The 24,326-nt window shown below is 51.2% G+C and carries 15 protein-coding genes, 2 tRNA genes and 2 pseudogenes; 16 read left to right on the top strand and 3 right to left on the bottom strand.

Annotation, left to right across the window (positions count from 1 at the left end):
• Positions 1-34: 34 nt before the first annotated feature.
• From Q5Y71_RS12400 to murI, 3 genes are all read right to left on the bottom strand, one after another.
• On the bottom strand, positions 35-3,493 hold the full coding sequence (locus Q5Y71_RS12400) for an exodeoxyribonuclease V subunit beta (protein WP_306042446.1): 3,459 nt from the start codon (positions 3,491-3,493) through the stop codon (positions 35-37).
• A complete protein-coding gene (locus Q5Y71_RS12395) occupies positions 3,490-6,189 on the bottom strand; it encodes a PD-(D/E)XK nuclease family protein (protein WP_306042445.1) in 2,700 nt (899 codons plus the stop codon). The genes Q5Y71_RS12400 and Q5Y71_RS12395 overlap by 4 nt, the downstream gene beginning before the upstream one ends.
• Positions 6,190-6,278: 89 nt before the next feature.
• A complete protein-coding gene (gene murI, locus Q5Y71_RS12390) occupies positions 6,279-7,112 on the bottom strand; it encodes a glutamate racemase (RefSeq protein WP_306042444.1) in 834 nt (277 codons plus the stop codon).
• 217 nt (positions 7,113-7,329) lie between these two features.
• On the opposite strand from murI, the gene rmuC reads away from it, so the two are divergent.
• The 16 genes and pseudogenes from rmuC to Q5Y71_RS17595 form a co-directional block, all read left to right on the top strand.
• Positions 7,330-8,829: a DNA recombination protein RmuC gene (gene rmuC, locus Q5Y71_RS12385; RefSeq protein ID WP_306042443.1), complete on the top strand. Its 1,500-nt coding sequence runs from the start codon at positions 7,330-7,332 to the stop codon at positions 8,827-8,829.
• Between the two features lie 6 nt (positions 8,830-8,835).
• Positions 8,836-9,765 carry an AEC family transporter gene (locus Q5Y71_RS12380; protein ID WP_306042442.1) on the top strand — a complete coding sequence of 310 codons (930 nt, stop codon included), beginning with the start codon at positions 8,836-8,838 and terminating at the stop codon, positions 9,763-9,765.
• Positions 9,765-10,229 (top strand): DUF2489 domain-containing protein, encoded by a 465-nt coding sequence (locus Q5Y71_RS12375; protein WP_306042441.1) that lies wholly within the window; start codon positions 9,765-9,767, stop codon positions 10,227-10,229. The genes Q5Y71_RS12380 and Q5Y71_RS12375 overlap by 1 nt, the downstream gene beginning before the upstream one ends.
• A gap of 361 nt (positions 10,230-10,590) precedes the next feature.
• Entirely contained in the window at positions 10,591-11,220 is a 630-nt protein-coding gene (cysC, locus tag Q5Y71_RS12370) for an adenylyl-sulfate kinase (RefSeq protein WP_306042440.1), read from the top strand.
• A gap of 207 nt (positions 11,221-11,427) precedes the next feature.
• Positions 11,428-13,803 carry a DUF6351 family protein gene (locus tag Q5Y71_RS12365; protein ID WP_306042439.1) on the top strand — a complete coding sequence of 792 codons (2,376 nt, stop codon included), beginning with the start codon at positions 11,428-11,430 and terminating at the stop codon, positions 13,801-13,803.
• Between the two features lie 87 nt (positions 13,804-13,890).
• Positions 13,891-13,966: transfer RNA gene (locus Q5Y71_RS12360), tRNA-Val, on the top strand.
• A 27-nt stretch (positions 13,967-13,993) separates the two neighbouring features.
• Positions 13,994-14,070, top strand: a tRNA-Asp gene (locus Q5Y71_RS12355).
• A 524-nt stretch (positions 14,071-14,594) separates the two neighbouring features.
• Positions 14,595-15,503 carry an IS5 family transposase gene (locus tag Q5Y71_RS12350; protein WP_371877045.1) on the top strand — a complete coding sequence of 303 codons (909 nt, stop codon included), beginning with the start codon at positions 14,595-14,597 and terminating at the stop codon, positions 15,501-15,503.
• A gap of 447 nt (positions 15,504-15,950) precedes the next feature.
• Positions 15,951-16,382, top strand: coding sequence for an IS200/IS605 family transposase (gene tnpA, locus Q5Y71_RS12345; protein WP_306042438.1), 432 nt, complete (start codon positions 15,951-15,953; stop codon positions 16,380-16,382).
• A 1,026-nt stretch (positions 16,383-17,408) separates the two neighbouring features.
• Complete coding sequence (locus Q5Y71_RS12340; RefSeq protein WP_371877044.1) at positions 17,409-18,284, top strand: NAD(+) kinase; 876 nt, start codon at positions 17,409-17,411, stop codon at positions 18,282-18,284.
• Positions 18,285-18,293: 9 nt separating this feature from the next.
• Positions 18,294-19,448: a non-hydrolyzing UDP-N-acetylglucosamine 2-epimerase gene (wecB, locus tag Q5Y71_RS12335; protein ID WP_306042436.1), complete on the top strand. Its 1,155-nt coding sequence runs from the start codon at positions 18,294-18,296 to the stop codon at positions 19,446-19,448.
• Between the two features lie 114 nt (positions 19,449-19,562).
• Positions 19,563-19,880 (top strand): annotated as a pseudogene (tnpA, locus tag Q5Y71_RS12330) (IS200/IS605 family transposase); the annotation flags it as partial.
• A gap of 204 nt (positions 19,881-20,084) precedes the next feature.
• Positions 20,085-21,374, top strand: coding sequence for a UDP-N-acetyl-D-mannosamine dehydrogenase (wecC, locus tag Q5Y71_RS12325; RefSeq protein ID WP_306042435.1), 1,290 nt, complete (start codon positions 20,085-20,087; stop codon positions 21,372-21,374).
• Positions 21,365-23,563: a glycosyltransferase family 4 protein gene (locus tag Q5Y71_RS12320; RefSeq protein ID WP_306042434.1), complete on the top strand. Its 2,199-nt coding sequence runs from the start codon at positions 21,365-21,367 to the stop codon at positions 23,561-23,563. Before wecC ends, Q5Y71_RS12320 begins: the two co-directional genes overlap by 10 nt.
• A 99-nt stretch (positions 23,564-23,662) precedes the next feature.
• Positions 23,663-23,926: pseudogene (locus tag Q5Y71_RS12315) on the top strand (transposase); the annotation flags it as partial.
• A gap of 64 nt (positions 23,927-23,990) precedes the next feature.
• Positions 23,991-24,326, top strand: a 336-nt coding sequence (locus tag Q5Y71_RS17595; RefSeq protein ID WP_371877043.1) for a helix-turn-helix domain-containing protein, incomplete at its 3' end; no start/stop codon positions are given.

Below are 24,326 nucleotides of genomic sequence, written 5' to 3'. Positions count from 1 at the left end.
ACCTCTCTGGCCGGCTCGCACACCCGCATCGCAGTCAGCCCAGTTCGGCCAGTTGTGGCAGCAGGGGGAAGTAGAGGGCACAGCGAATATTGCGTTCGCCACGGGCATAGAACAGTGTTCGATAGGTTTCCAACTGGGGGCGGTAGTGCTCCAACTGGGCGGCAATAAACGCCGCGCGATCCTCCTCGGTACCGGGCTCGGCGGTCTTGTAGTCCACAATCCAGCGTACACCATGGGCATCGATAAATGTGCGGTCCACGAATGCGCGGCGCAGGTGCCGTCCGCCGCTGTGGAGTTCCAGTTCACTGGCCGCCTCTTGCACCGATGTGCTATCGAGCAGCCAGCGCCCGGTAGGGCAGTTCAGGCTATTGCGCACGGCCACTTCCACTTTTTCGGCAGCAAGGTCCAGGTTACTGCCGCACAGGCCCAGTTGAGACAAACGCAGTCGCCAGAGTGTATGTTGCTGCACGAGGCGTGCCTCGTTCCACCGGGCGATATCTGTCTGTGCAATGGTGGCCAGGGTTTCGTGGGCCACGGTACCGGCGTGGCGCAGCCAGCGCTGGGCAACCTGGCCCAATTGCGGAATATTATCCTCCCCGTGCTCCCCCGGTTGGTAATCGCGCATACGGTACTGCGCCAGCCAGTGCTGTTGCGGTATCGGTTGAGGTTGCCACCGGGCGGGCATGCGCAGCAGGTAATTGTGATTTTGGCTGATAGGGGTTTCGGATTCCGGGGCGGGCTGGGTTTCCAGCCAGTGGCACCAGCGGCTCTTCCGGTTTTGTATCACCGAGGGCCAGATACTGGCGAGCAGTGCGTCGCCTCCCGGCGCCTGCAAGGTCCCTTTCTTTTCATCGCGACTGACGCAGGCAAACAGGTGCAGGGAACGGATGGCGCGGGTACAACCAACGTAGAGCAGGCGTGTGCCCTCCAGGCGTTCGCGTTCACTATTGTCGTACTTGAGGTACTCGTAGAGTGGATCAGTGTCGCCGCGGGCATTGTTCGGAGCCAGCAGGAAACGACTTTCCCCGCTGTGGCTGAGCCACTCGGTCCAGCGCAGCAGCTGGCCGCTGCCGGGCCTGTCGCACCGGTCGAGACCGGGTATCAACACATGCTCGAACTCCAGCCCCTTGGATTTGTGGATGGTCATCACCTGTAGGCGGGCATCCCGGGCCGGGCGTGCATACAGCGTATCCAGGGCGTGGGTGAACTGCAGCCAGTCGGAAATGGTACCGCCGCTGTCAAAGTGCTCCAGCAACTGCAGGAAATCCTGCACATTGTCCAAGTCGCTTTTATGTGCCACGGAGGCGGGGCCGCCCAGGGCCAGCCAGAGACCTTCAATCCAGTTGCGCAGGGGTTTGCGGCTGCGCTGCTCCCAGGCCTGCAACAGCTTCGGAGCAACCTGGGCCAGGCGCGCTCGCCCCTCTTCACTGAGCAGGGGGATCTGGTCTGCCTCCCCCAGGGCCAGCAACAGGGGGCGTGCGCTGCTATCGGTGGCCGCGATATCGCCGTTACCCCAGTTGGCCAGAGTAAACAAATCCGGCAGCTGCAGCCCGCACCAGGGTGCGCGCAGCACCGCGAGCCAACTGGTGCGGTCGCTGGGGTCGAGCAGGGCGCGGGTGAGGCTGAGCAGATCCAGTACCACCATCTTACTGGCCAGCGGCGCCAGTTCGGGCGCCTGGAAAGGGATTCCGGCGGCACTCAGGGCCGGCAAAATCTGCTGCAGGTGACTTTTCCTGCGTACCAAAATGGCAATGCGTCCCTGCGGGTCGCGGCCCTGCAGGTGCTGAACCAGCTCGGCAGTGTGTACTGCCTCGCTGGTGCGGGCCCGGTCATCGATACAGCCGTAGACATTCACTGCAGGACCAGTCCACTCGGTACCCTTGAATGCCCGGGACACGCGGTAGCGCACGGCCCCGCGACCGATATTGTCGGCTTGGGGGAAAGCTTTTGCAAAAACCTCGTTGACCCAGTGTACCAGCGCGTCCTCGGAGCGGAAGTTTACCTGCAGGTCCAGCGCCTCCAGGGCGACTTCGCCAATACCCTGTGCGCGGGCATTCAGGAAGATGCCCACGTTGGCATTGCGGAAGCCGTAACAGGACTGTGCGCCGTCGCCCACAATAAACAATGTGCGGCCGTCACCGGGCTCCCAGCCGGCAGTGAGTTTTTCCAGCAGCTGTAACTGAATTTGTGCGGTGTCCTGAAATTCGTCGACCAGAATATGTCTGGTCTTAAGGTCCAATTTCAGGGCCAGGTCTGTGGGGGCCTCACTATTTCCCAGGGCAGTCAAGGCGGCCTGGGCCACTTCCGCATAATCGGTGGTGCCGAGTTGCTGGAAGACCAGTTTCAGTTCGGCCACCAGTTTCGGCAGTATTCGGGCGAGTGCCTGCAAGAGCTGCCACTGGCGCTGTTGCAGCCCGGAAGGCAGTTTGCCCATTTCCCTGAGCGCAGCATGCAAGGGCGTATTGTCTGCCATTTCTGTCAGCAATGCCTGCATACGCTGCTTGTATTCTTCCGCCAGCGCGCGTGTCGGGTCGCGCTTGCCCGGCAGGCCGAAGCCGAGTTTTCTGTTGATACCACCGATTTTACGCAGATCCCCGCTGGCGGTGAGCAGCAGCCCACCCAGCGCCAGCCAGCTGTGCAGACCGCTGCTGGTGGTAGCGGGCAGTGCAGTGAGTTCTGCACAGTCGCAGAGGGGGTGGGCGGGGTTGTCACGCTGCAGGTTGTGGGCGGCATAGCGCGCCAGCTCCAGTAATTCGCCCGTGTAGCAGCCAAGTGCGCACTGGAGGCTTCCGAGTCTTTCTGCCACCAGCTCATCAATGACAAAGTGGAAATAGTCCTGGGCATCTTCATGGCGCACGCTGAGCAGGGGCCCCAGCCACTGCTCGCGTTTCTCCAGTAGGAGGCGCAGCAATTTATTCAGTTGGCCCAGATCGTTGTCCAGATGCAACAGCAATTGTTGTAGGTCGCGATCGGGTTGATCACCATCCAGGTGTTTGAGCAGGTTCACCACGGCCAGTTCGAAGGGGATACGGGTGTGTTCCAGGGGTTCTCCCGGGGCACCCAGGCCACTCTCGATGGGGAGCTGGCTGGCGAGACTTCGGCACAGACCATCAATGGTCTGTATACGCAGGCGCTGCGGTGTTTGCAGCAGCTGCCAATTGCGTTCGCGATCCCGTTCCAGCAGTGTCCGGGCCAGATCCCAGGTGGCGGCTTCGTGGGCACCTGCCGGCCGTGGATTGTGGTGAGCGCGGTGCAGCGCTTCGAGCAGGCGTGCGCGCATTTCGCCGGCTGCCTTGCGGGTAAAGGTAATCGCCAGTACCTCCTCGGGCTGCTGGCAGGTGGCCAGCAGCTTCAGTATCCGCTGTGTGAGCAGGCCGGTTTTGCCTGAGCCTGCCGGTGCAGAGACGGCAAAGCTAGCGGTGATATCCAAGGCGCGGTTGCGGGCTTTGGCATCGATAGGGCTCTGGGTCGGAGCGGTCGCTGTATCGTTCATTCGTATCTCTGCGCCCTTTCGGGCCAGCGGTTGAGGGGCCAGAACTCCGTGGCGTTGTCCGCGGGCCGATCGAAGGTGAGGGCAGCGGCACCGCTGCGGTATTCGCCCGCGAGCGTTTTCAGGTTTTCGCGCCAGTGTGCCACCAGGCTGTTCCAGTTGCCGAAGGCGGTATTCTTCTCAATATCTGCCACGGCCTTGATCCCCGCTATGGGCTGCTCAAGCGCTCCGCAGCCATGCCATTGACAATCGCCACTGCGCACCTGGCCGAAGGCGATAGCACGGGCGCGGGGTTGGATCAGTGCATAGAGTGGCAGCTGTGGTTCGCGAATACGCGGAGTGAGCCAGTCGCGAATAGAGGGGGTGCCGGTCTTGTAATCGATCACCAGCCGCTCTCCGCTGGGCAGTTGATCCAGGCGGTCCAGGCGCAGGTTGAAATGCAGCCCATCAATCTGCACTGCCTGTTCCCACTCAATGGCCTTCACGGAGAAAGCGGGGCGCTGCAATTCTGTGGCCAGCCACTGGTGCATCAGCCGCTGCAGGCGCTGTGCCTCCAGGGCCCAGAAACCACCGGGGAGGTGGTGGTACTTCCGGCGAACACCAGCCAGCGCACGCTCTATGGCATGGGCTATTTGCCCATGGCGCTGCGTTTCATCCATGGCCTGCAGTTGCGCCAGGGTGCCACATCGCTGCCAAAACTCCGCCAGCAGCCTGTGCACTATATTGCCCCGCTCGGCCGGGCTCAGGCCGATATCCGGCGTGCTATCCCTGCCAGCACCGAGGCGATAACGCAATTGCGCGTTGAGCGGGCAGAGCGCCTGTGCCTTGAGGACAGAGGCCCCGCCGCGCACCTGCTGGCAGTCTTTTTGTGCCAGAGGGGGGAGCCATGCATCGTCGATTTTTTCCAATGGCACAGCCTTGGCCAATGTTTTGAAGTGGCGTTGCAGGGCATCACCGGCAAAGTACTCCGCCGGCTCGGGATGTCCGAACAAACTGCTCAAGCCCTGTTGCACGCCGTCTTCCTCACAGGCATAACTCACGACAATATCGCCACTGGCATTCAGCAGGTCGGTTGTGATTCCCTGCGCCAGGGTCAGTTCCCGCTCTACACTGGCGCGGGGCATTTTCCAGTGCTTTTGCCATTGGATTGGCAGCAGGGGGTTGGGTGCGGGTGTCGGTGGCCACTGCTGTTGGCCGAAGCCCACCAGGCGCAGGTGATCGAAGGCGAGGCCACCGGCTTCCAGCACACCCAGAATCTGCAGGGGGCCGTCGCGGGTCTCCGCCTGAAACGGTGTGCGTTTGGCGATCTGGTGCAGCAGCTGCAACGCCTGTGTCAGGGTCAGGTCACCGGCGTAGGCGTTGAGGGCTGCGAGGTTTTCCAGGGTGGTTTCCCAGAGTATCAGTTGTTGGTATTCCTGGCTATTGGGGGTGCGGGTACCGGGCCAGCCGAGATCGGCCAGGGTACTGGACAGGCGCTTCGCCCAGATTTCTGCTGGTGCACGCTGCCAGCGGCGGGAGCGTTCGGCCACAAGCGCCAGTTGCCCGGGGAGCCGGGGGGACTGCAGGTGCAGGGTTTCTGCAGTGTGCTCCGCCCAGTAGCGCAGGGTAGCGCCATCAATACGGCGCAGCTGCAGCTTTTGCAGGCGCCGATACAGCGCACTGCACAGCCAGGTTTCGCCGCTGCCGCTCCAGAAGGGACAGAACAGTGTATTGCGCAGCGCATCGCAGTCCCATTCATCGCGCAGGAGATCCAGCAACTGCAGGGCCGCACTGCCAACAGGGGTCTGCGCCAGTGGCACACCGGCAGAAAAGTTAAAGGGCAGAGTGTAGTGCGGTTGCTGGGGGTCGAGGCACTGGGGCTCCAATACCTGCGAAAAAACCGTCTCCACCCGGGCGCGGCACTGACCCAGGTTATTCACTACGATACCTATACTGTCCCCCGGGTGTTGCGCCAGCATTTGCGCGGCCCAGCGCGCGGCCTGGCACAGTTCTTCTTCGCGATCGGCACAGGCGGCGGCGCGCAGCTGGCTCGGCTGCCGGACACCGGCTGTCTTGTATACCTTATGGGTGGCGGCCCGGATAATCTCCGCGGCCAGCGGCGATATCTGCGTAAATCCGGCCATAGTGATTTGCGGTAGGGGTTTCAGTACCCCCTCCCGCAGTGCGCGCAGGATCAGTTGGTCACGCTGGTCCGGGGTAATGGCGGCATACGTGTGCAGCATTTCGGCAAAGGCCCTGGTCATAATGCACAGAGGCAGTTCTTCCTCCTGCAGTGACAGGGCAAACTGCTCCATCAACGGAGTGAGGGCTTTATCGAATGTCTGGATATCGGTAACCAGCTGCCACTGTATCAGCTGCGACACAGCGCGATCGGCATCCCGACACAATTGCTGGCGGTTGAGCAGTTGTCGTTTCAGTGACTGGTCCAGAGCGCGGTGCCAGAGCAATTGCCGCTGTTCGCGGTTGAGAACCCGCTTGAGCGCAGGCCGCCAGTGACATTGCTGCAGTTCGAACCAAAGTTTGTCCAGCCAACTTTGCAGGGATTCCACCGGCGGCGGCAGCCAACAGCTGCCGGGCGGTTGCTGCACAGCATAGACCTGCTGGCAGCGATTGCGCAGGCGGTTGTTGGGGATGAGCAGCAGTCCCCCCGGGGGGAGCTGCGCGAAAATCTCAAGGGCGGGAAATGCCGGTTTCAGCATGGATTTGGGTACCGGTGGGGTCCTGTTCTGAAGGGAAACGGTCGCGGTTTGTGCTTACACTGTCAAGGGCATTTGGCGGCGCTGTGAGTTCAGGAGTCTGGTGCCAGAGGTTCGCTGAGGGGGGCAAACTCCTGAAAAGCCTGCGCGATGCTTCCGCTGCGGTCGGCGGCGCTGGTAATCAATCGGCTGGGTTGTGGTGTACCTGGCAGGGTCAATTGCAGTTCCTCAACCCACCAGCGTACCCGGCGCGCTATGGCCTCGCCGGAGTCCACCCATTGAATCGAGCGCGGGGCAAATTGCTGCAACTCGTCGCGCAACAGGGGGAAGTGGGTGCAGGCGAGCACCGCGATGTCCACCTGGTCGCCACCGGCGGTGCGGAACACCCGCTGCAACACCGGCTCCAGATCCCCGGCGGACACAGCCTCGCCGCGCAGCTTTTTCTCGGCCAACTGGACCAGTTCAGGCGCCGCTACATTGATGATCCGATTGCCATTGGCGAACTGTGCGATCAGTTCGCGGGTATAGTTGCGGTTTACCGTGCCCTCAGTGGCGATCAGTGCGATGGTGCGGGAGCGACTGGCCCCCGCGGCGGGTTTGACCGCAGGCACCACGCCCACTACGGGTGCCTCCAGTGTGCTGCGCAACTGCGGCAGGGCCAGGGTGCTGGCGGTATTGCAGCCCACGATCAGGATATCGGCTCCGCAGTGGGCCATCATGGCCTTTACCTGCTCCACGATACGAGGGCGCAGTTCCTCTTCGCTTTTGTTGCCGTAGGGATAAAAGCCGTTGTCAATACCCAGATGCAACGTCAGCCCAGGCATCAGGCGGCGTATCTCCCGTGCAATACTGATGGCACCCACGCCGGAGTCAAAGACCAGTGCGCTGGGAGTGAGGGGGGGGGAGAGGGCGCTTTGCTTGTACATCTGCTTGCTTTGGGTTCCAACATCACAGGGCCACTCCCCAAGAATACCTCAAATCCCCCAAAAAATTCCTGTCGCGCCAGAATATGGGTGTACTTTCCTGTTGCCGTTGGCAGTTCCGGTCGTAGTGGGAGGCTAAACGCCGCGGCAGCTCCAATTGCGTTTTGGGTTGGATAAGGACCGGGTTCTGTGTTGATTTGCTGCAATCGCGGCACTTTCGATGGGCAAGCTGTTAGAATGGACATTTCACCCGGGCGATCATCTGGGCCTGCCAGGCGCGAATGGCCTGTTTCCATGGAACATCCAAACGGATACCGCATTCGGGGTCTGGGAGTGTCTCTCTATGGCTGCGTTTACACTACAACTGGATGCCGATCACTTGGCACTGGCGGCACTTGTCCTGCTGATTTTAGTGGGGATTGTAATTTGGCTGTCCCGTGCCGGCAGTCGCCGCAGCCTCTCACGTGCTGAAGCCGCACTGCAGGTGGCTGAGGCCCGCCTCGACAGTTGTCGCCAGCGGGAGGCCCAACTCGATATCGAGATAGAAGGCCTGCGTGCAGAGCTGGCCGATAAGCTGCAGCAGCTGACCCGCAGCCAGGTATTGGTTGAAAAGGGCGAAGCGGCCCTGGTGGAGCAGCGACAGGTCATGGAGCAGATGCGCAGTGCCCTGGGTGAACAGTTCGAGAATCTGGCCAACCGTATCTTTGAGGAAAAGCAGCAGAGCTTTATGCGCCGCAGTGAAGACAGCCTGCGCAAAAGCCTCAATCCCCTGGAACGCCAGTTGGGGGATTTTCGCAAGCGCGTGGAGCATGTCTACGATCGCGAAAATGCCGAGCGCAATACCCTGCTGGGGCAGATCAAGGCCCTGCGCGAACAGACCCAGCGTATCGGCGATAAGACCCTCGACCTCACTGCCGCCCTGAAAGGGGATCGCAAGTTCCAGGGCAGCTGGGGCGAGGTGGTATTGGAGCGGCTTCTGGAAGAGTCCGGTCTGAGGAAAGGGTGGGAGTATGAAACCCAGGTCAGCCTGACCAGTGACGGCTGCCGGCGCCAGCCCGATGTGATTGTGCGCTTGCCGGAAAATAAAGACCTGATTATCGATGCCAAGGTCTCCTTGGTGGATTACGAGCGGTACAATGCTGCCCAGACCGACGAAGCGCGTGCCCAGGCCCTTAAACAACATGTCAATGCTCTGCGCAACCATATCTCGGGCCTCAACAAAAAGGCCTATGAGCAGTTGGAGGGCGTGCGTACCCTGGACTTTGTATTTATTTTCTTACCCATAGAGGCGGCATACCTGCTGGCCATGCAGGCCGCCCCGGACCTGTTCCGCTTTGCCTATGACAAGCAGATAGTCTTGGTCAGCCCCACCAGCCTGATGGCGACCCTGCGCACCGTGGAAAATATCTGGCGCTATGAAAAGCAGAACAAGAATGCGGAGAAAATCGCCGATGAAGCGGGCCGGTTGCACGACCAGTTTGCCTTGGTGCTGGAGTCTCTGGATGCGCTGGGTGATCGCCTGCGTCAGGCGGAGGACGCTTACCAGCAGACCTACAAGCGCTTGGCCAGCGGTCGTGGCAATGCGGTAAAACGTATCGACAGCTTGCGCAAGCTGGGGGCCAAAACCCGCAAGCAGATTTCCCCGGAATTGCGCGAGAGGGCAAATGCGCCGGAGGCGGGGGTGTTGCCCCAGACGGCGACAGTCGTTGCGAAAGAATAACCCTTTATGGAACACCTTGCCTTTGCGCTCTCGGTCACCGGGCCTATTTTCCTGATGATTATTGCCGGTTACTTGCTGTCCACAAGAGGCGTCGTGCGTGAGCGCTTTATTGACGATGCCTCCAGGCTAGTTTTTCACATTACCTTGCCGGCGTTACTGTTTATCAGTATTTACACTTCCAATGCAAAACCAATGGAAGAAATCCCGCTGTTAACAGCAGGGATTTTGGGGTCTTTTATTATGATCCCACTGGCCTGGTTGCTGGCTCGCCCTGTAATGCCAGGTGACCGGAGTGCCTTTATCCAGGGCGCCTATCGGGGAAATGCTGCGATCATAGGCCTGGCCTGGGTGGAAAAGGCCTACGGTGTTTCGGGGGTCTCCCATTCGGCTGCATTGGTGGCGGCACTCACCATCCAGTTTAACGTGATTGCAGTCGTTTTATTCGTGCTTTACAACCAAAATACAGGGTTTGGTTGGCGAAAGCTGGCGTTGGAACTCTTTAAGAACCCGCTGATCCTGGGAGTAATTGCTGCGATCCTGTGCCGGATACTGGAAGTCAAACTGCCGGATATGTTGCGCGATACCATTCAGTACCTGGCCTCTGTCAGTTTGCCTCTGGGGCTTATCTGTATCGGGGCCAGCATGAAACTCGGATTGCTGCTGCACAGCTCACCCACGGCGCTTGTCGCTTCCCTGCTCAAGCTGGTTGCAGCGCCGGCCATTGCACTTGTGATTGGTTGGATGATGGGGCTGCGCCCGGAATATCTGGGTTATCTACTGTTGATGACGGGGGCTCCCTGTGCCATATCGGCCTTTGTCATGGCGCATTCAATGGGCGGCAACAGCCAGCTTACCGCCAATATTGTTGGACTCAGTACATTGCTCTCTGTGGTTACCGCCAGTATTGGACTGGCGCTATTGAAGGTGTATTTTTGATGGCGTTATTCCCAACTTGGCTGCTGATTGTGGCAGCCACGATTGTTATTATTCTCTCTGTGCTGGCAGGTTACTTTCTGCACAAACTGTCTGTGGCACAAAAGCAGCAGGCAGAGCAACTGTCTGCACTGGCACAGGCGGCGGCTAGCCAGCGCCAGAGGGTCAACGAGAGTATCCAGATCATCGCGCGCGCACTTCTCGATAAAGGGATCGGTTTGACAGAAGCATCAATACGTATCCGTGGGCTTCTGGATGCGTTACAAGTGGATCAGGCGGTGCGGGATGAATTTGTGGCCTTTTATACCCTCGCAGAGAAAACCGCTCATATTCCCATTTTGCAGGAATGGAAACAGTTGTCCCGTAAACAGCAATTTCAATTTGAACTGGAAATGGCCCGCCTGGAGGCGGAATATAGGGATTTCGCCCTGGATGCCGCTGAGCGAATGATTGGCCGCTCTTTCTGACAGTCAGGCGAGTGTGGGAGGGCTTCGAAGCCTCCACGCTCTGCTGGCGCACGGCTCAGAATGGGGTCTGGCGAATGTGAGGTGGCATGTTTGCCAGGGCGACTGCTGGATTCCTGCGGCCAAAAGCCGACAGGCTTTGAGTCTGGCGAGCTCCGACTATACAGTCAGGGGCGCTTTGGATTTGAATGGAGTTTATGCGATCAGTGTGCTTGAGTTGCGCAATAAACTATAAGCCCAGTCTTTACCTGTCTTAAGACAATACGGGATAATTAGCGCCAGAGTTGTCCTGAGTCAATGGATATTACGGTCGGTATTCCATTGGATGTAGGTGGGCATTTAATTTGAAAGTCTGGAGTGATGGGTGACGACAACAGTTGAACGCAAGGCGACCAATGTTCATTGGCACAAGGGGGATGTGACCCGTGAGAAACGGGCGGAGATTCTCGGCCACAAGGGAGTGACCCTATGGTTCACAGGCCTGTCCGGTTCCGGTAAGAGCACAGTTGCAGTCGCTTTGGAACGGGCACTGACCGCCCGTGGTGTGCTGAGTTACCGGCTGGATGGCGACAATATTCGCTTGGGTATCAATGCCAACCTGGGTTTCTCTGCGGCGGATCGCCAGGAGAATATCCGCCGTGTGGGTGAGATTTCCAGGTTATTTGCGGATACTGGCATTGTGGTATTGAGTAGCTTTATCAGCCCTTACCGGGAGGACCGTGAAAAAGTCAGGAAAATGCACGAGGTAGGGGGGTTGCCTTTTATAGAGGTGTTTGTTGATTGCCCCTTGGATGAGGCGGAGTCCCGCGATCCAAAAGGCCTATACAAGAAGGCCCGTGCAGGAGAGATCAAAGGATTCACCGGGATTGATGACCCCTACGAAGTACCGACTTCGCCAGAATTGCACTTGCATACAGCTGAGATGACCCTTGAGCAGGAAGTGTCACTGATACTCTCAACTCTGCAGAAAAGAGGCATTATTCCCAAAGATTGATCTACTGAGTCAGGGTGGGAGGGGAACCCTAATCGGTCCTCTACCTCCTATGCCATGAAACCATGGCGTGTGGTTGCCGTTTTGCGCTATGTACTACGCTTAGCCCTCCTTTTTGTATATTTAGACGCCAACTGGCGGCTGTCCTTTCCATCCCTTCATATACTCAACCTGTACCAGATAGCGAAGTTGCCAGTTGTGGAGGCGTCTATGTCGGTAAGGGGAGCCTGGTTTGTCACTGTTTTTCTGCTGGTAGTGGCAGGATTGCTGGGTTTGGGCGCATGGTATGGATATCAGAAGCTGCCAAAGGTGCACGGAAAAGTCAATGCGCCGGTGCTTGGCGTGCCAAGGGGCGCGCTTGACTACCCCGCCATGCCGGCCTATGCCGGTCTACACCCGAGAATGATGGAGCGCCCGCCGGAATATTTTCCCTTTCCTATTGCCATTGGTGAAGTTGGACCGGTGGATGCCCTGTTTGCGGGCGCTTCGAGATATCCCTTTTTCTGCGGCTGGAATGCGATTACCGGCAGACAACCGCTGGTGGATAATCAGGCGGGAGAGGGGGTTCCTGTGTTTGCCCTGGATGGTGACGGGCATAAGACAAAAGAGGTGATTGGATACAGTCGTGATTGCAGTCATGCCACTGAGGTCACCTATTTCTACCGTAGTACAAGGGATGGCCAGTTTTACAGTCTGCATGAAGCCCGTAACGATGTTCAGAAAGTAACCGTTAATGGCCGGCAGGTGGATTTTATTGTACGTGTTGAAACAGGAACCATTAACCGGCATTTCTATGCTATCGCGGTATTGAAGGGAGAGGGGGAAGTTGCGCAGGTGCCCAATAGCAGCAATTGGAACCGGCGCTTAATCTACCAGTTTCGTGGGGGTGTTGGTATTGGATGGCGTCAGGGAAATATCAGCAAGGGGGATATCACCACCCGGCGTGTGGACCAACTGGCGCGAGGGTACGCCATTATCTATTCGACGGCAAATCAAACCAGAAATCATTACAATATATGGTTGGCGGAGGATGCCGCACGACGGCTCAAGAAGCAGTTTGAAGCCCTCTACGGTGAACCCATGTACACGGTGGGTATCGGTGGCTCGGGTGGGGCCATTCAGCAATATTTATTTGCACAAAATGCTCCCGGCCTTTTGGATGCAGCGATTCCGCTCTATTCATACCCCGATATGGTTACCCAGACCATTTATGCGTTCGACTGTGAGCCTTTGGAATATTTCTTCGATGTTCTCGATGCCGGCAATACGCGTTGGCGCAATGCCGAAGAGCGCTCAATTATCCAGGGGCTTTCGGCCAACTCTAAAGCGAACAGCCGCTTTGATTTGATGAGTATGGCGGCGGGGTTGTTTGATAGTCGCTATAGAAGCCGTGCGCGCGGTACTACGGAATGTGTGGAGGGCTGGCGCGGTCTGGTGCCGCTGGTCAATAACCCCAATTTTGTGCACTTTTTCAAAAGTTTTTCTGAGGACTTGGTGAGTAAGGTCCACTGGACACACTGGGAGAACCTGCGCAACTTCTACGGCTCCGGTACCAATGGATATGCCAACACCACTTGGGACAATGAAGGTGTGCAATACGGATTGAAGGCCCTTGTAAATGGAGATATCAATATTGATACCTTCCTAAAACTCAATGCGTCGGTTGGTGGATGGAAGTCTCAGGAGAATCAGACCGATGAGTATCTTTGGTTTTTAAATGGCAGTCTACTCCCTGTTCGCCTTTCTGTCTGGAGTGAGCAGAACTTGAATATGGGAAGTCTCGAAAGCCCTGCGAGACGGAGTCGGGCCAGTCTGGAGGCCATCAAAGGAATTTACCGCTCTGGTCATGTATTTCTGGGTGATGTAGAAATACCGATAATTGATTTGCGCCACTACTTGGATAAAGAGCCCGATATGCACCACAGCTCCGCTTCCTTTACCGCGCGTGAGCGTATTCGCCGCGCCCGTGGCCATGCCGATAACCAACTGATCTGGGTAAGCCACAAGGAATATTATCCCCTGGATGAAGCACTCGATATGATTGATCGCTGGATGGGGAATATTATCAGAGACCCTGCAGCGGGCGTAGTGGGCAATCGCCCTGCAGAGGCCAGTGATCGCTGTTTTGACCGCGAGGGTAATGTGCTGGCAGCGGGCCCCGAGGTTTGGGACGGAGAATGGAATCGCCGACCCTCGGGAAAATGCACCAGGATGTATCCAATTTATAGTACTGCGCGCCAAGTGGCTGGAGCGCCGGTGACAGATGACGTTTTTAAGTGTGCCTTGCAACCCATAGAGCGCGCGTTGGCAAAAGGCATATACGGTTCGCATACTGAGGAAATTGCCGGGCGCGTTGAAGACTTGCGACGAATTTTTCCTACCGGTGTGTGTAATTACAATGAGCAGGATGTGGCGCGTCCACGGGAGCAATTTATTCCCAAGGAAATCCCTGTGAAAATTGCAGGCCATTTGATCGACCCCGACTATCGGCAGGGTAAGATGCTGCAGGAAGCCAGGGTGGGGGAAGGCGAGATCGGGCACACGCCAGTGTCGCTGTCCGACGAAGTAAACCCGAATCTCAAATAACGCTTTTGGCGCTAAAATTATTGACAGAAAAATCCAGTCCGGTAGTATGCGCTTCGCTCCGGGGGTAACCCTTCTGAGAGCAGAGGAGGGTGGTTAGCTCAGTTGGGAGAGCGGCGGCCTTACAAGCCGTAGGTCACAGGTTCGAACCCTGTACCACCCACCAACTTCTCACCGGGAAGGATACTATCGGGGACCGGTAGTTCAGTTGGTTAGAATGCCGGCCTGTCACGCCGGAGGTCGCGGGTTCGAGTCCCGTCCCGTCCGCCAGACGTTTAGCTCTGCAGTTAAGTAATGCTTTAATGTTTGAGTAGTCAGTAAGAAAGGTTAACATCTGTATAAGTTTTCTTAATTGTCAAGTGATTTTTAGCTTGAAGTAATTCTCAAACACTATTAACTTGGTGTTAAAGAATATCTAATGCAAGCTCCTCTCAAAGAGATAAAATTGATGTAAGGAAACTGCTCTGAGACGTATGAATTTGCCACGAAATGAAGGTGTTGAAAGCTAACTTGAGTGAAAAATAGTGAAATTATAAGTTTTCACTCTGAGAGGAGCGGTTGTTGATTGAAAAGCTGGTCTCGAGACAGCTAAAGATCTATCAAGATAAACGTGGAGATGGTGAAAGTATAAGAACTAAGGTCAATTAGGGAAATATATTCACTTACTGGCAATCTATTTGGCCAGCTAAAGTTGATTTTTTATGCTTTGGATACTTCATGTAGCTAGGCAACCTTTGAGAAACTGCTCCAGTGTGGCATAGTTTACCACGTTTCCAACATACACAGATTCAATCATGAACCAACTGACGTTCGCCGAAGTCGAATACACCATCAAGAAACGCAAAACACGGCGCGAGCTATTCCTGGAAAAACTAAATGAGTTGTTGCCGTGGAGGCAATTGGAGTCATCCGTAGCCAAGTATTATGCCCGTGGCGGCATGGGCCGGTCACCCTATCCACTGCCCGCTATGTTGCGTATCCACATTATGCAGTTTGCCTACAACTTGAGCGATCCGGCCATGGAAGACGCTCTGTATGAAATTGAGTCAATACGCCGCTTTGCCGGTATTCGATTGGATCGCGTGCCCGATGAGGCAACGATCCTAAATTTCCGTCACCTTCTTGAAGAACATCAACTTGGCAAGAAACTGTTTAATAAGATCAACAAGCACTTAGACCGGAACGGTCTGATTTTGCGAGAAGGCAGCATTGTGGATGCCACTATCATTTCAGCCCCGAGTTCGACAAAGAACAAAGACGGTGAGCGCGACCCGGAAATGCGCCAAACAAAGAAGGGTAATGAATGGCACTTTGGTATGAAGATGCACATTGGCGTAGAAGATTTGCTCGGCCTGATTCATAGTATCGAAACCACACCTGCCAGCGAACTTGATCTGAATATGGCGGACAAGCTATTTCACGGGGAAGAAAAACGTGCCTGGGCGGATGCGGTTTACACAGGTGCGGAAAACCGGGAGGCGATCTCTTCAAGGAATTTGGATTGGCATATTGCGATGCGGCCCGGTAAGCGAAAGCAGCTAAAATTTGCAGACATTGAGCGAGCTGAAACGACCAAGGCAAGTGTCCGCGCGAAGGTAGAGCATGCGTTTTTCCATATCAAACGCATGTTCGGTTACAGTAAGACTCGTTACCGTGGGTTGGCAAAGAACACCAGCCGGCTGTATGTACTAGCAGGCTGCTGAAAAACTCGGATTTTGAATTAAAGCATCATCATCTTGAAGTTTTAGAATCAAAAAAACACTTGTTTTGTAGGCTCTGAATTTTCTGATTTTATAAGAGTTAAGGTAAAAATTTCGTTAAAGGGACTTTTTCAGCAGCCTGCTAGCTGGTTTGTCAAACCTACTCCGCAGTCAAAAATATCTTCTGGCCTAGGGCCAGTGTGCCTGGAATTTGCTGAGAAGTAGATTCCAGTTGAAAAAACAAACAATCTCAGGGTTGTTTTGGTCAAATTCAGGCCGTACCTGAAAATACTGATAATGCCGTAGCGATTGGTGAGTTATTCAGAGGTTCCCTAGTCCAAAGGGGAGACCCCCCGGCTTTGCCGGGGAGGCACGCATAGTTTGACAGATCCGGAAGTCCCATAGTAACTCCAATGTGTGAGCCGCCAAGCAACACACAAAGGAGTCACCATGAGACAAGTGGACAGTTTAAGTCACACGAAATGGGAGTGTAAGTACCACATAGTTTTTATCCCAAAATACCGTAGAAAGGTGCTGTTTGGACGGGTGCGCAGAGAGTTGCCCACCACGGTATTTCATCAGTTGGCCCGGCAAAAGGAGAGCCTGATTGAGGAGGGGCACGTAATGCCGGATCATGTCCATATGATGATATCGATTCCGCCCAAATATGCTGTCTCCCAGGTGGTGGGATATATCAAGGGTAAAAGTGCTATTTACATTGCGAGGACCTACTCTGGCCAGCGTAGAAATTATGTAGGGCAACACTTCTGGGCGAGAGGTTACTTTGCGTCCACCGTTGGTCGTGATGAGAATGTGATCAGGGAGTATATTCGTCATCAGGAGAAGGAAGATCGGCGACTAGAGCAACTGACCTTGGTATGAAGATATAGGCAGCCCCCTTTGGGGGCTCAAGGGACGTTAGTTCCGTACAGACCGCTTTGAGCGGTTCACGATTAAAGCCACTGGCTTTGCCGGTGGATATTTACTCAAAAATGGAATGAGCATTGATGTTTACTCATTTTTGCTACTGTTAATCACTTGAAGCGTTGAAGATTAATTCTGCAAAAACTGATAGAGCAAACCCATAAACAAAACCCAAAGCGAGTAGAGCATTTATAGGTTGAAGTGTATTCGGAGTCAATGTGCACTTTTAGAGTGCTTTATAGGGTGAAACCGTTCTGGACAATGCTAGCTAGCTTGAGCAAAGCTTTACAGCGAGGACAAATGTCACGCTAGATTAAGGGTGAATAGAATATCAACGAATATTTTCTAAATGATTACAAATTTTGAGAATTTTAGGTTCTATGTTTTGATATCGAAGTGAGCCTGGATGCACTAATCAATTTTTACGTGTATCCGACCAAGTCTATATTATGAATTATTTTTTAACTCTGGTAATCTGAAAGTATGCCGCGCAAAAGTTTTAAAAAATAGCTGTCCTAATACGAAAAAGTGATAGAGGTATTTTCTTTGCCAACCTACCCATCAAAGCTGTGAATCAAAATGGTGAATTTGGCAAATATTCAGATGAAATTGAAATTTGATATGTTGATCCGTATGCCAATGAGTGTGTTCAATCTGGAGCGCCTTGCCTGAAATTCTACTTGGCATTTGACGCCAATTTCGGATATTTTGTTTTGAGCTAGGTGCTGCGATTTTCTATTTTGTTGGTATTTTCAGCGCTTGTTAGCCAAATTTCTTAAAAGTGGAATGGGTTTTGTTGTCGCAAAAAGACAAGCTATCCTAGAGGTTAGACTCAAGAGTGGTTCTTAGGCATAATGCCTCGCTAGAAAAGAGGCTCATTGATTGATTATATACCCGAAGGAACTAGAGATGTGCTTAGACAGAGTGCGAAGCTAACTCCTTTCAAGATTGGCAGGGCCCAGATTTGGGCACCCTGGGGGAATGGTGTCAGAATTTCAAAACATCGGTCTTATTGGCCGTACCGAAAACAATAGTGCTGTCCTTTCTCTGAAACGTTTGATGACGTTTCTAGAAGGGAAAGGATTCTCTGTAGTTCTTGAAAAAGAAACTTCCTTGTCTGTACCTAATCACAAGGCACGTGTATCCACTAGAGACAAACTTGGTGAGCTTTGTGATATGGTTATTGTCGTTGGTGGCGATGGTAGCTTGCTAGGTGCCGCGCGAGTGTTGGCTAAATATAATGTGCCCCTATTGGGGATCAACCGCGGTCGTTTAGGCTTTCTCACTGATATTACCCCTGATGAAATTGAGCAAAAAGTAGGAGAAGTACTAGCCGGTAAATATTTGGTTGAAAGTCGTTTTCTACTCGACATGTCAGTCACTCGTGATGGAAAATTAGTTGGAAAAGGCTCTGCCTTAAATGATGTAGTGATCCATCCCGGTGAATTTATTAGAATGATAGAGCTTGATTTATATATAGATAATCAGTTTGTCTACACTCAACGTTCCGATGGGCTGATCATCTCCACTCCGACCGGTTCGACAGCTTATGCTCTCTCAGGAGGTGGGCCGATTATGCACCCTAAGTTAGATGCTATCTCTGTGGTGCCTTTAAATCCTCATACACTAAGCAGTCGGCCGATTGTAGTTGAGGGGAGTAGCGAGTTTAAAATAATTATTGGAAGGCAAAATATCGCTAATCCGCATGTAACTTGTGATGGACATGACCAGATAATTACCGAGCCAGGCAATGTGATTCGCATTCATAAAAAACCTGATAGACTGACGTTGATCCATCCTATTGGTCATAATTTTTATGAAATATGCCGATCAAAACTAAATTGGCAAAATGGAAATTAAGATAGTTGCATGAAAAAGATTCTTATTGTTTTTGGTACTCGCCCTGAAGCGATAAAAATGGCACCACTTGTAATGGCTTTTACAAAAAATAAAAGTATCGAATGCAAAGTTTGCGTAACTGCTCAGCATCGTTCAATGTTAGATCAAGTTTTGGAGTTATTTGACATCGTGCCGGATTGGGACCTAGATATTATGCAGCCCGGACAAGATTTGAGTGAAATTACTAGCAAAATAATAATTGGTATGAAAAAGGTTCTGAGAAAGTGGTGCCCAGATATTATACTTGTTCATGGTGATACAACAACTACTTTAGCAGTTTCTATAGCAAGTTACTACGAAAAAATTTCTGTCGGTCATGTTGAGGCGGGATTGCGAACAGGAGATATTTACTCACCGTGGCCTGAAGAAATGAACCGGAAAATTACTGGCTCTATTGCAGCCTATCACTTCGCGCCAACTTTAAAAGCGCAGCAAAATTTGGTTAGAGAGGGTATATGTAGCACTAACATACAAGTCACGGGTAATACTGTTATTGACGCTTTGTATGAGGTTCTCTCTATTATTAGACACAGTCCCACTCTTGAGCAGGAGATTTTAGATCAATTACCTTTTTTAAAAGAAAATCGAAGAATCATCTTGGTAACCGGACATCGCCGTGAAAATTTTGGTGAGGGTTTCGAAGGTATTTGTAAAGCAATTAGGAAAGTTGCTATTTTTTACCCTGATATCTTGATTGTATACCCAGTCCACTTAAACCCAAATGTTCAGAAGCCAGTTAAAAAAATTCTTAAAAATATTAAAAATGTTATTCTAATTGAGCCTCTTGAATATTTGACATTTATTTATTTGATGAATCGCTCATACTTGATTCTAACTGATTCTGGTGGAGTACAAGAGGAAGCTCCTTCCTTAGGGAAGCCAGTTTTAGTAATGAGAGATACTACAGAGCGGCCTGAAGCTTTAGAGGCTGGAACTGTAAAGCTAGTGGGTACTAATAGTAATTTTATCCTGAGTGAGGTTGTGAAATTACTGACTGACGCTGATTATTATAAAGAAATGTCGGAAGCTCATAATCCTTATGGAGATGGAAAGGCATGCGATAGAATAGTTTCATATATCGTTAAACAGATAAAAAATGTTGACGTTGAAAATTATGTTATCTAGTCCAAAGGGGAGATCCCCCGGCTTTGCCGGGGAGGCACGCATAGTTTGACAGATCCGGAAGTCCCATAGTAACTCCAATGTGTGAGCCGCCAAGCAACACACAAAGGAGTCACCATGAGACAAGAGGACAGTTTAAGTCACACGAAATGGGAGTGTAAGTACCACATGGTTTTTATCCCAAAATACCGTAGAAAGGTGCTGTTTGGACGGGTGCGCAGAGAGTTGCCCACCACGGTATTTCATCATTTGGCCCGGCAAAAGGAGAGCCTGATTGAGGAGGGGCACGTAATGCCGGGTCATGTCCATATGATGATATCGATTCCGCCCAAATATGTTGTCTACCAGGTGGTGGGATATATCAAGGGTAAAAGTGCTATTTACATTGCGAGGACCTACTCTGGCCAGCGTAGAAATTATGTAGGGCAACACTTCTGAGCGAGAGGTTACTTTGCGTCTACCGTTGATTGGTGAGTATTATAGTTATCATCAGGAGAAGGAAAATCGGCTAGTAGAGCATAGTTTGAAGGTATGGGTAGCCCCTCGGAGGCTTGGGGAAGGATGGTTCCGTATTGACCACTTTGGGCGGCCCACAATAAAAGCTACCGACTTTGCCGGTGGATATTTACTGGAGGTGAAATGATATCTAAAAATAAATTTCAGTCATTAAATGTAATTGGATTGGGTTATATCGGCCTGCCTACTGCTGCAGTTTTCGCATCCAGGAAGATACGAGTCTGTGGTGTCGATATTAATAAAGAAACTGTAAATACTATCAACCGAGGAGAGATTCATATTGTTGAACCCGATCTGGATATTGCAGTTCACTCAACTGTAAAAGAAGGTTTTTTAAAAGCTTCATTAACTCCTGAAAGCTCAGATGCTTTTATTATAGCTGTTCCCACACCTTTTAAAGATAAAAAACAACCTGATCTTTCTTGTGTTGAAGCTGCTGTAAGCAATATTGCACCTGTTTTAAAAAAAGGCGATTTGATAATTCTTGAATCCACTTCTCCTGTAGGCACAACTGAGCACATGGCGAAAGGCTTGGCAGAATTTCGGTCTGATTTGAGAATTCCAACCTTAAATCGTTCTGAGGGTGATTTCGATGTATTCATTGCTCACTGCCCTGAGCGTGTATTACCGGGTCGAGTAATGAGAGAGCTAGTTGAGAATGCTCGCATTATTGGCGGTATGACAAAAAAATGTGCAGAAATGGCCAGAGAGTTGTATAAAATTTTCGTGAACGGCGATTGCTTACTCACGGATGTTCGTACAGCTGAGATGGCAAAGCTTACGGAAAATGCATTCAGAGACGTAAATATTGCTTTTTCGAATGAGCTATCTCTAATATCGGATAAAATTGGTATCAATGTTTGGGAATTAATAAATTTAGCGAATAGACATCCCCGCGTGAATATATTACAACCTGGCTGTGGTGTTGGTGGTCATTGTATTGCTGTGGATCCTTGGTTTTTAGTCAGCGCCTCACCAGAGCTGGCAAGAATTACCCGTGTAGCTCGTGAGGTCAATGATTCGAAACCTGAATGGGTGGTTGCAAAGATAAGTAAAGAGGTATCAAAAATGCTAGAAGGCGGTGCTCTGTGCTCTGCTGAAGAGATCACAATTGCTTGTTTTGGGTTGACATTTAAGCCAGATATTGATGATCTAAGAGAGAGCCCTGCACTAGAGATTACAAAGAGGGTAGCGGCCGAACATGCTGGTAAAGTATTGGCAGTTGAGCCACATATTGGAGAGGATTGCTTTTTAGGAAGTGATGATCTAAATTTTTTTCTTTCTAATATTACTGAGGCGCTGGAACAAGCTGACATTTTAGTGATGCTTGTTGATCATAAAGAATTCAAGTCAATAGACAAATATTTATTGAGCGGAAAGAAAATTATAGATACGAAGGGAATATGGAAGTAATTTCAGATAGTGAGTTGGATATATTAGGGAGAAAACTTGCTGATAAGATTTCTCAAGATTTATCAAAAAATTTCTATGCAAAAGTAGCTTTATTGGCTGATAAGCTAAGGGAGTCAGAAGCTGACCTTTTTCTTGCTAGAGAAAAGCTTCAGTATCTAGAAGAGATTAAGGAAGAGCATGCATTGGTAGCAAAAAAACTTGAGAAGAGGGAGGCTGAATTTCCTTTATTGGTCGAAAAAATAGCTAACTTAAAATTGGTTGAACAGGAATTTTTGATTGCATCTAGTAGCCTTAAAGAAACTCAAAAAAAGTATAATCTGGTATGTGAAGACATCAAAATTTTTGGTGATATTAAAGAAAAGTTAAGTGACGCACTGCGCGTAAATCAAAATATTGCACAGGAAGCCAGCAGACTTGCACGGTCAGTGGAGTTCAGATTGGGTCAAACTATCTTGGCGTGTCGTCATAGCATTTGGGGCCTATTAAAATTGCCCCACATGATATGGTCTCTAAAGAGACAAATAAAAAAGGAGAACATGGCTGATAAATCTTTGAATAAGCAAGAGAAAGAAGAATTTAGCATTTTTGAACTATGCAATATTAATGCTAAAGCCGGCGTTAACGCTGCAGAGAGCTATTTAAATAAAGTTTGTCAGTCGCGAGTGGATTTTGCTAAGGGTCTGACTGAGTTGGCCAGGCTTGCTCTTCATGATGACGTAAAGAAAGCTGCTGAGTTAGCCAGAAATGCAATCACAACAGATCCTGCAATCTTCAGGCTGCGATGGTTTGCTTCATTTATTTTTGACACTGGTTGCATTAATGAAGCTTTTGATACTCTTGCGTCTCTACCAAATTCCGAACAAGAAAAACTAAGAATCAAGTCAAATCAAATCAAAGGGGCTTACAAGCTCAAGAATTTAAAGGAATTAGGGCTAAACTGTTCGAGCTACACTAAATATAAATCCGTTGATCGTCGTATTCTGTATATGGCATCCTCGGTATTGCCTTATCATGTCACTGGTTATACTACTCGCACCCAAAATATCCTCACATCTATTTTAAAAAAAGGATGGAATGTTAAGTGTATAACATGCCCCGGATATCCAAATGACCGCCCTGATGCTAATAACTCCGACTTAGGATCTGAATATATCCTTGATGGAGTACAATATACGCTACTTGATGGAAAGCACAGATGGGAAGTTGATTCGGAGGATTATATTTTTCAGTCTGCCGAGCGAATTATTCAAGAGATTGAAAAATTTAGACCTGTAGCAGTGCATGCTGCTTCAAACTATGAAGCAGCCTTGCCTACGCTAATTGCCGCGAGAAGGCTTGGTGTTCCATTTTACTATGAGGTGCGTGGCCTTTGGGAATATACTGCAGCATCGAAATGGAGAGGATGGGAAAATACAGAGCGGTTTATTTTAGATCGAGCATTAGAATCACTAACAGCCAAACATGCAGATGGTGTCTTCACCTTAACAAATGCGCTTGCTAATGAACTTACTAATCGGGGAGTGGCAAAAAATAAAATTAAGTTACTCCCAAATGGTGTTGATCTTACTAAATTTAAGCGTTGTTCTTATAATAAACTATTAGGTGAATGCTTGTCTTTGTCTCAGGATGATTTTGTTGTAGGTTATATTGGATCATTAGTAGACTATGAGGGTTTAGATTGTCTTCTGATAGCATTCTCATTGCTAAAGAAATTAGTGCCACATTCAAAACTGGTGGTTATTGGAGGTGGTGCAATTCTCGAAGATTTAAAAAGTCAGGCATATTGTTTATCCATTTCTAATGAAGTTCGCTTTGTTGGCCGCGTTAAGTATGATGTGGTACAGGAGTATTTTTCATTACTAGATGTAATTGCCCTGCCTAGAAAAGATATGAAAGTTTGCCAGCTGGTTTCTCCTCTCAAACCGCTTGAGGCAATGGCAATGAGAGTCCCATTGGTGGTTTCTAATGTGGATGCACTAAGTGAGATGTTGGTTGATGAACAAACCGGTCTAATACATAAATCCGAGGATTCAAACGATCTTTGCAAATGTCTAGTTAGAGTTGCTACTGAGGACGGGTTAGGTGTAAGATTGAGTGAAAATGCATATCATTACGTACGGGAAAGGCGTAAGTGGGATCAAATTGTTCAAGTAGTCAGTGACTCTTATAAGCGTCACCTTGAGATATAAATTATTCTATGGATCAAAATTTGATTGCTAGTGTAGTGGTCTACTAATCCCGGACACCAATTTAGGTGGTAAAGTCGCCGCCTGAGACAGAGGTGTTCAATGAGTAGACAACGTAACTCCTTCTCTCCCGAGTTCAAATTAGATGCTACCCGCCTGGTCGTCGATCAGGGCTATTCGACTTCAGAGACAGCCCGGTCACTGGATGCCGGCACCACCGGCATCCGTCGCTGGGTAAAGCAGCTTGTGGCTGAACGTGGCGGTGAGACGCCTACCAGTAAAGCTCTTACCCCTGAGCAGCAAAGAATCCAGGAGCTCGAGGCCCGGATTAATCGCCTGGAACGGGAGAAAGAGATACTAAAAAAGGCTACGGTAGATTCAACCGGTCGTTGCAACATAATGAAATTGAATCACTACCGAGATTTTCAAGATGCGGTCAGCTTCAAAAATAAGAGGTCTAACTACACAGCAAAAGCGGGAGCTGTGGGATAGATGGAAAAGAGGTCAGTCACTAAGTGAGATTGGACGGGCTTTAGGAAAGCATGCCGGGGCGATTAGTGGAATGCTTGCTATACATGGAGGTATCGCTCCAGCCAGGCGTTCTAGGTCTGCCAGAGCACTCAGCAGTACCGAACGGGAAGAAATTTCACGAGGCCTCTCCGCTGGCCTGACATTCAGCCGGATCGCCGAAGTGATTGGCCGTTCAATATCCACAGTCTGTCGTGAGGTTCATCGTAACGGCGGAAGGACTGCTTACCGAGCTAGA

This window comes from Microbulbifer sp. 2205BS26-8 (assembly GCF_030731025.1).
GTDB classification, from domain to species: Bacteria; Pseudomonadota; Gammaproteobacteria; order Pseudomonadales; family Cellvibrionaceae; genus Microbulbifer; species Microbulbifer spongiae.
The sequence above is the reverse complement of the archived record's forward strand: the minus strand, read 5'-3'. Positions and strand labels throughout refer to the sequence as shown.

Excerpts from the sequence above, each read along its gene's own strand:
- Q5Y71_RS12400 (WP_306042446.1), bottom strand. The coding sequence starts at position 3,493 with ATGAACGATACAGCGACCGCTCCGACCCAGAGCCCTATCGATGCCAAA.
- Q5Y71_RS12395 (WP_306042445.1), bottom strand. The coding sequence starts at position 6,189 with ATGCTGAAACCGGCATTTCCCGCCCTTGAGATTTTCGCGCAGCTCCCC.
- murI (WP_306042444.1), bottom strand. The coding sequence starts at position 7,112 with ATGTACAAGCAAAGCGCCCTCTCCCCCCCCCTCACTCCCAGCGCACTG.
- rmuC (WP_306042443.1), top strand. The coding sequence starts at position 7,330 with ATGGGCAAGCTGTTAGAATGGACATTTCACCCGGGCGATCATCTGGGC.
- Q5Y71_RS12380 (WP_306042442.1), top strand. The coding sequence starts at position 8,836 with ATGGAACACCTTGCCTTTGCGCTCTCGGTCACCGGGCCTATTTTCCTG.
- Q5Y71_RS12375 (WP_306042441.1), top strand. The coding sequence starts at position 9,765 with ATGGCGTTATTCCCAACTTGGCTGCTGATTGTGGCAGCCACGATTGTT.
- Q5Y71_RS12365 (WP_306042439.1), top strand. The coding sequence starts at position 11,428 with ATGTCGGTAAGGGGAGCCTGGTTTGTCACTGTTTTTCTGCTGGTAGTG.
- Q5Y71_RS12350 (WP_371877045.1), top strand. The coding sequence starts at position 14,595 with ATGAACCAACTGACGTTCGCCGAAGTCGAATACACCATCAAGAAACGC.
- tnpA (WP_306042438.1), top strand. The coding sequence starts at position 15,951 with ATGAGACAAGTGGACAGTTTAAGTCACACGAAATGGGAGTGTAAGTAC.
- wecB (WP_306042436.1), top strand. The coding sequence starts at position 18,294 with ATGAAAAAGATTCTTATTGTTTTTGGTACTCGCCCTGAAGCGATAAAA.
- wecC (WP_306042435.1), top strand. The coding sequence starts at position 20,085 with ATGATATCTAAAAATAAATTTCAGTCATTAAATGTAATTGGATTGGGT.
- Q5Y71_RS12320 (WP_306042434.1), top strand. The coding sequence starts at position 21,365 with ATGGAAGTAATTTCAGATAGTGAGTTGGATATATTAGGGAGAAAACTT.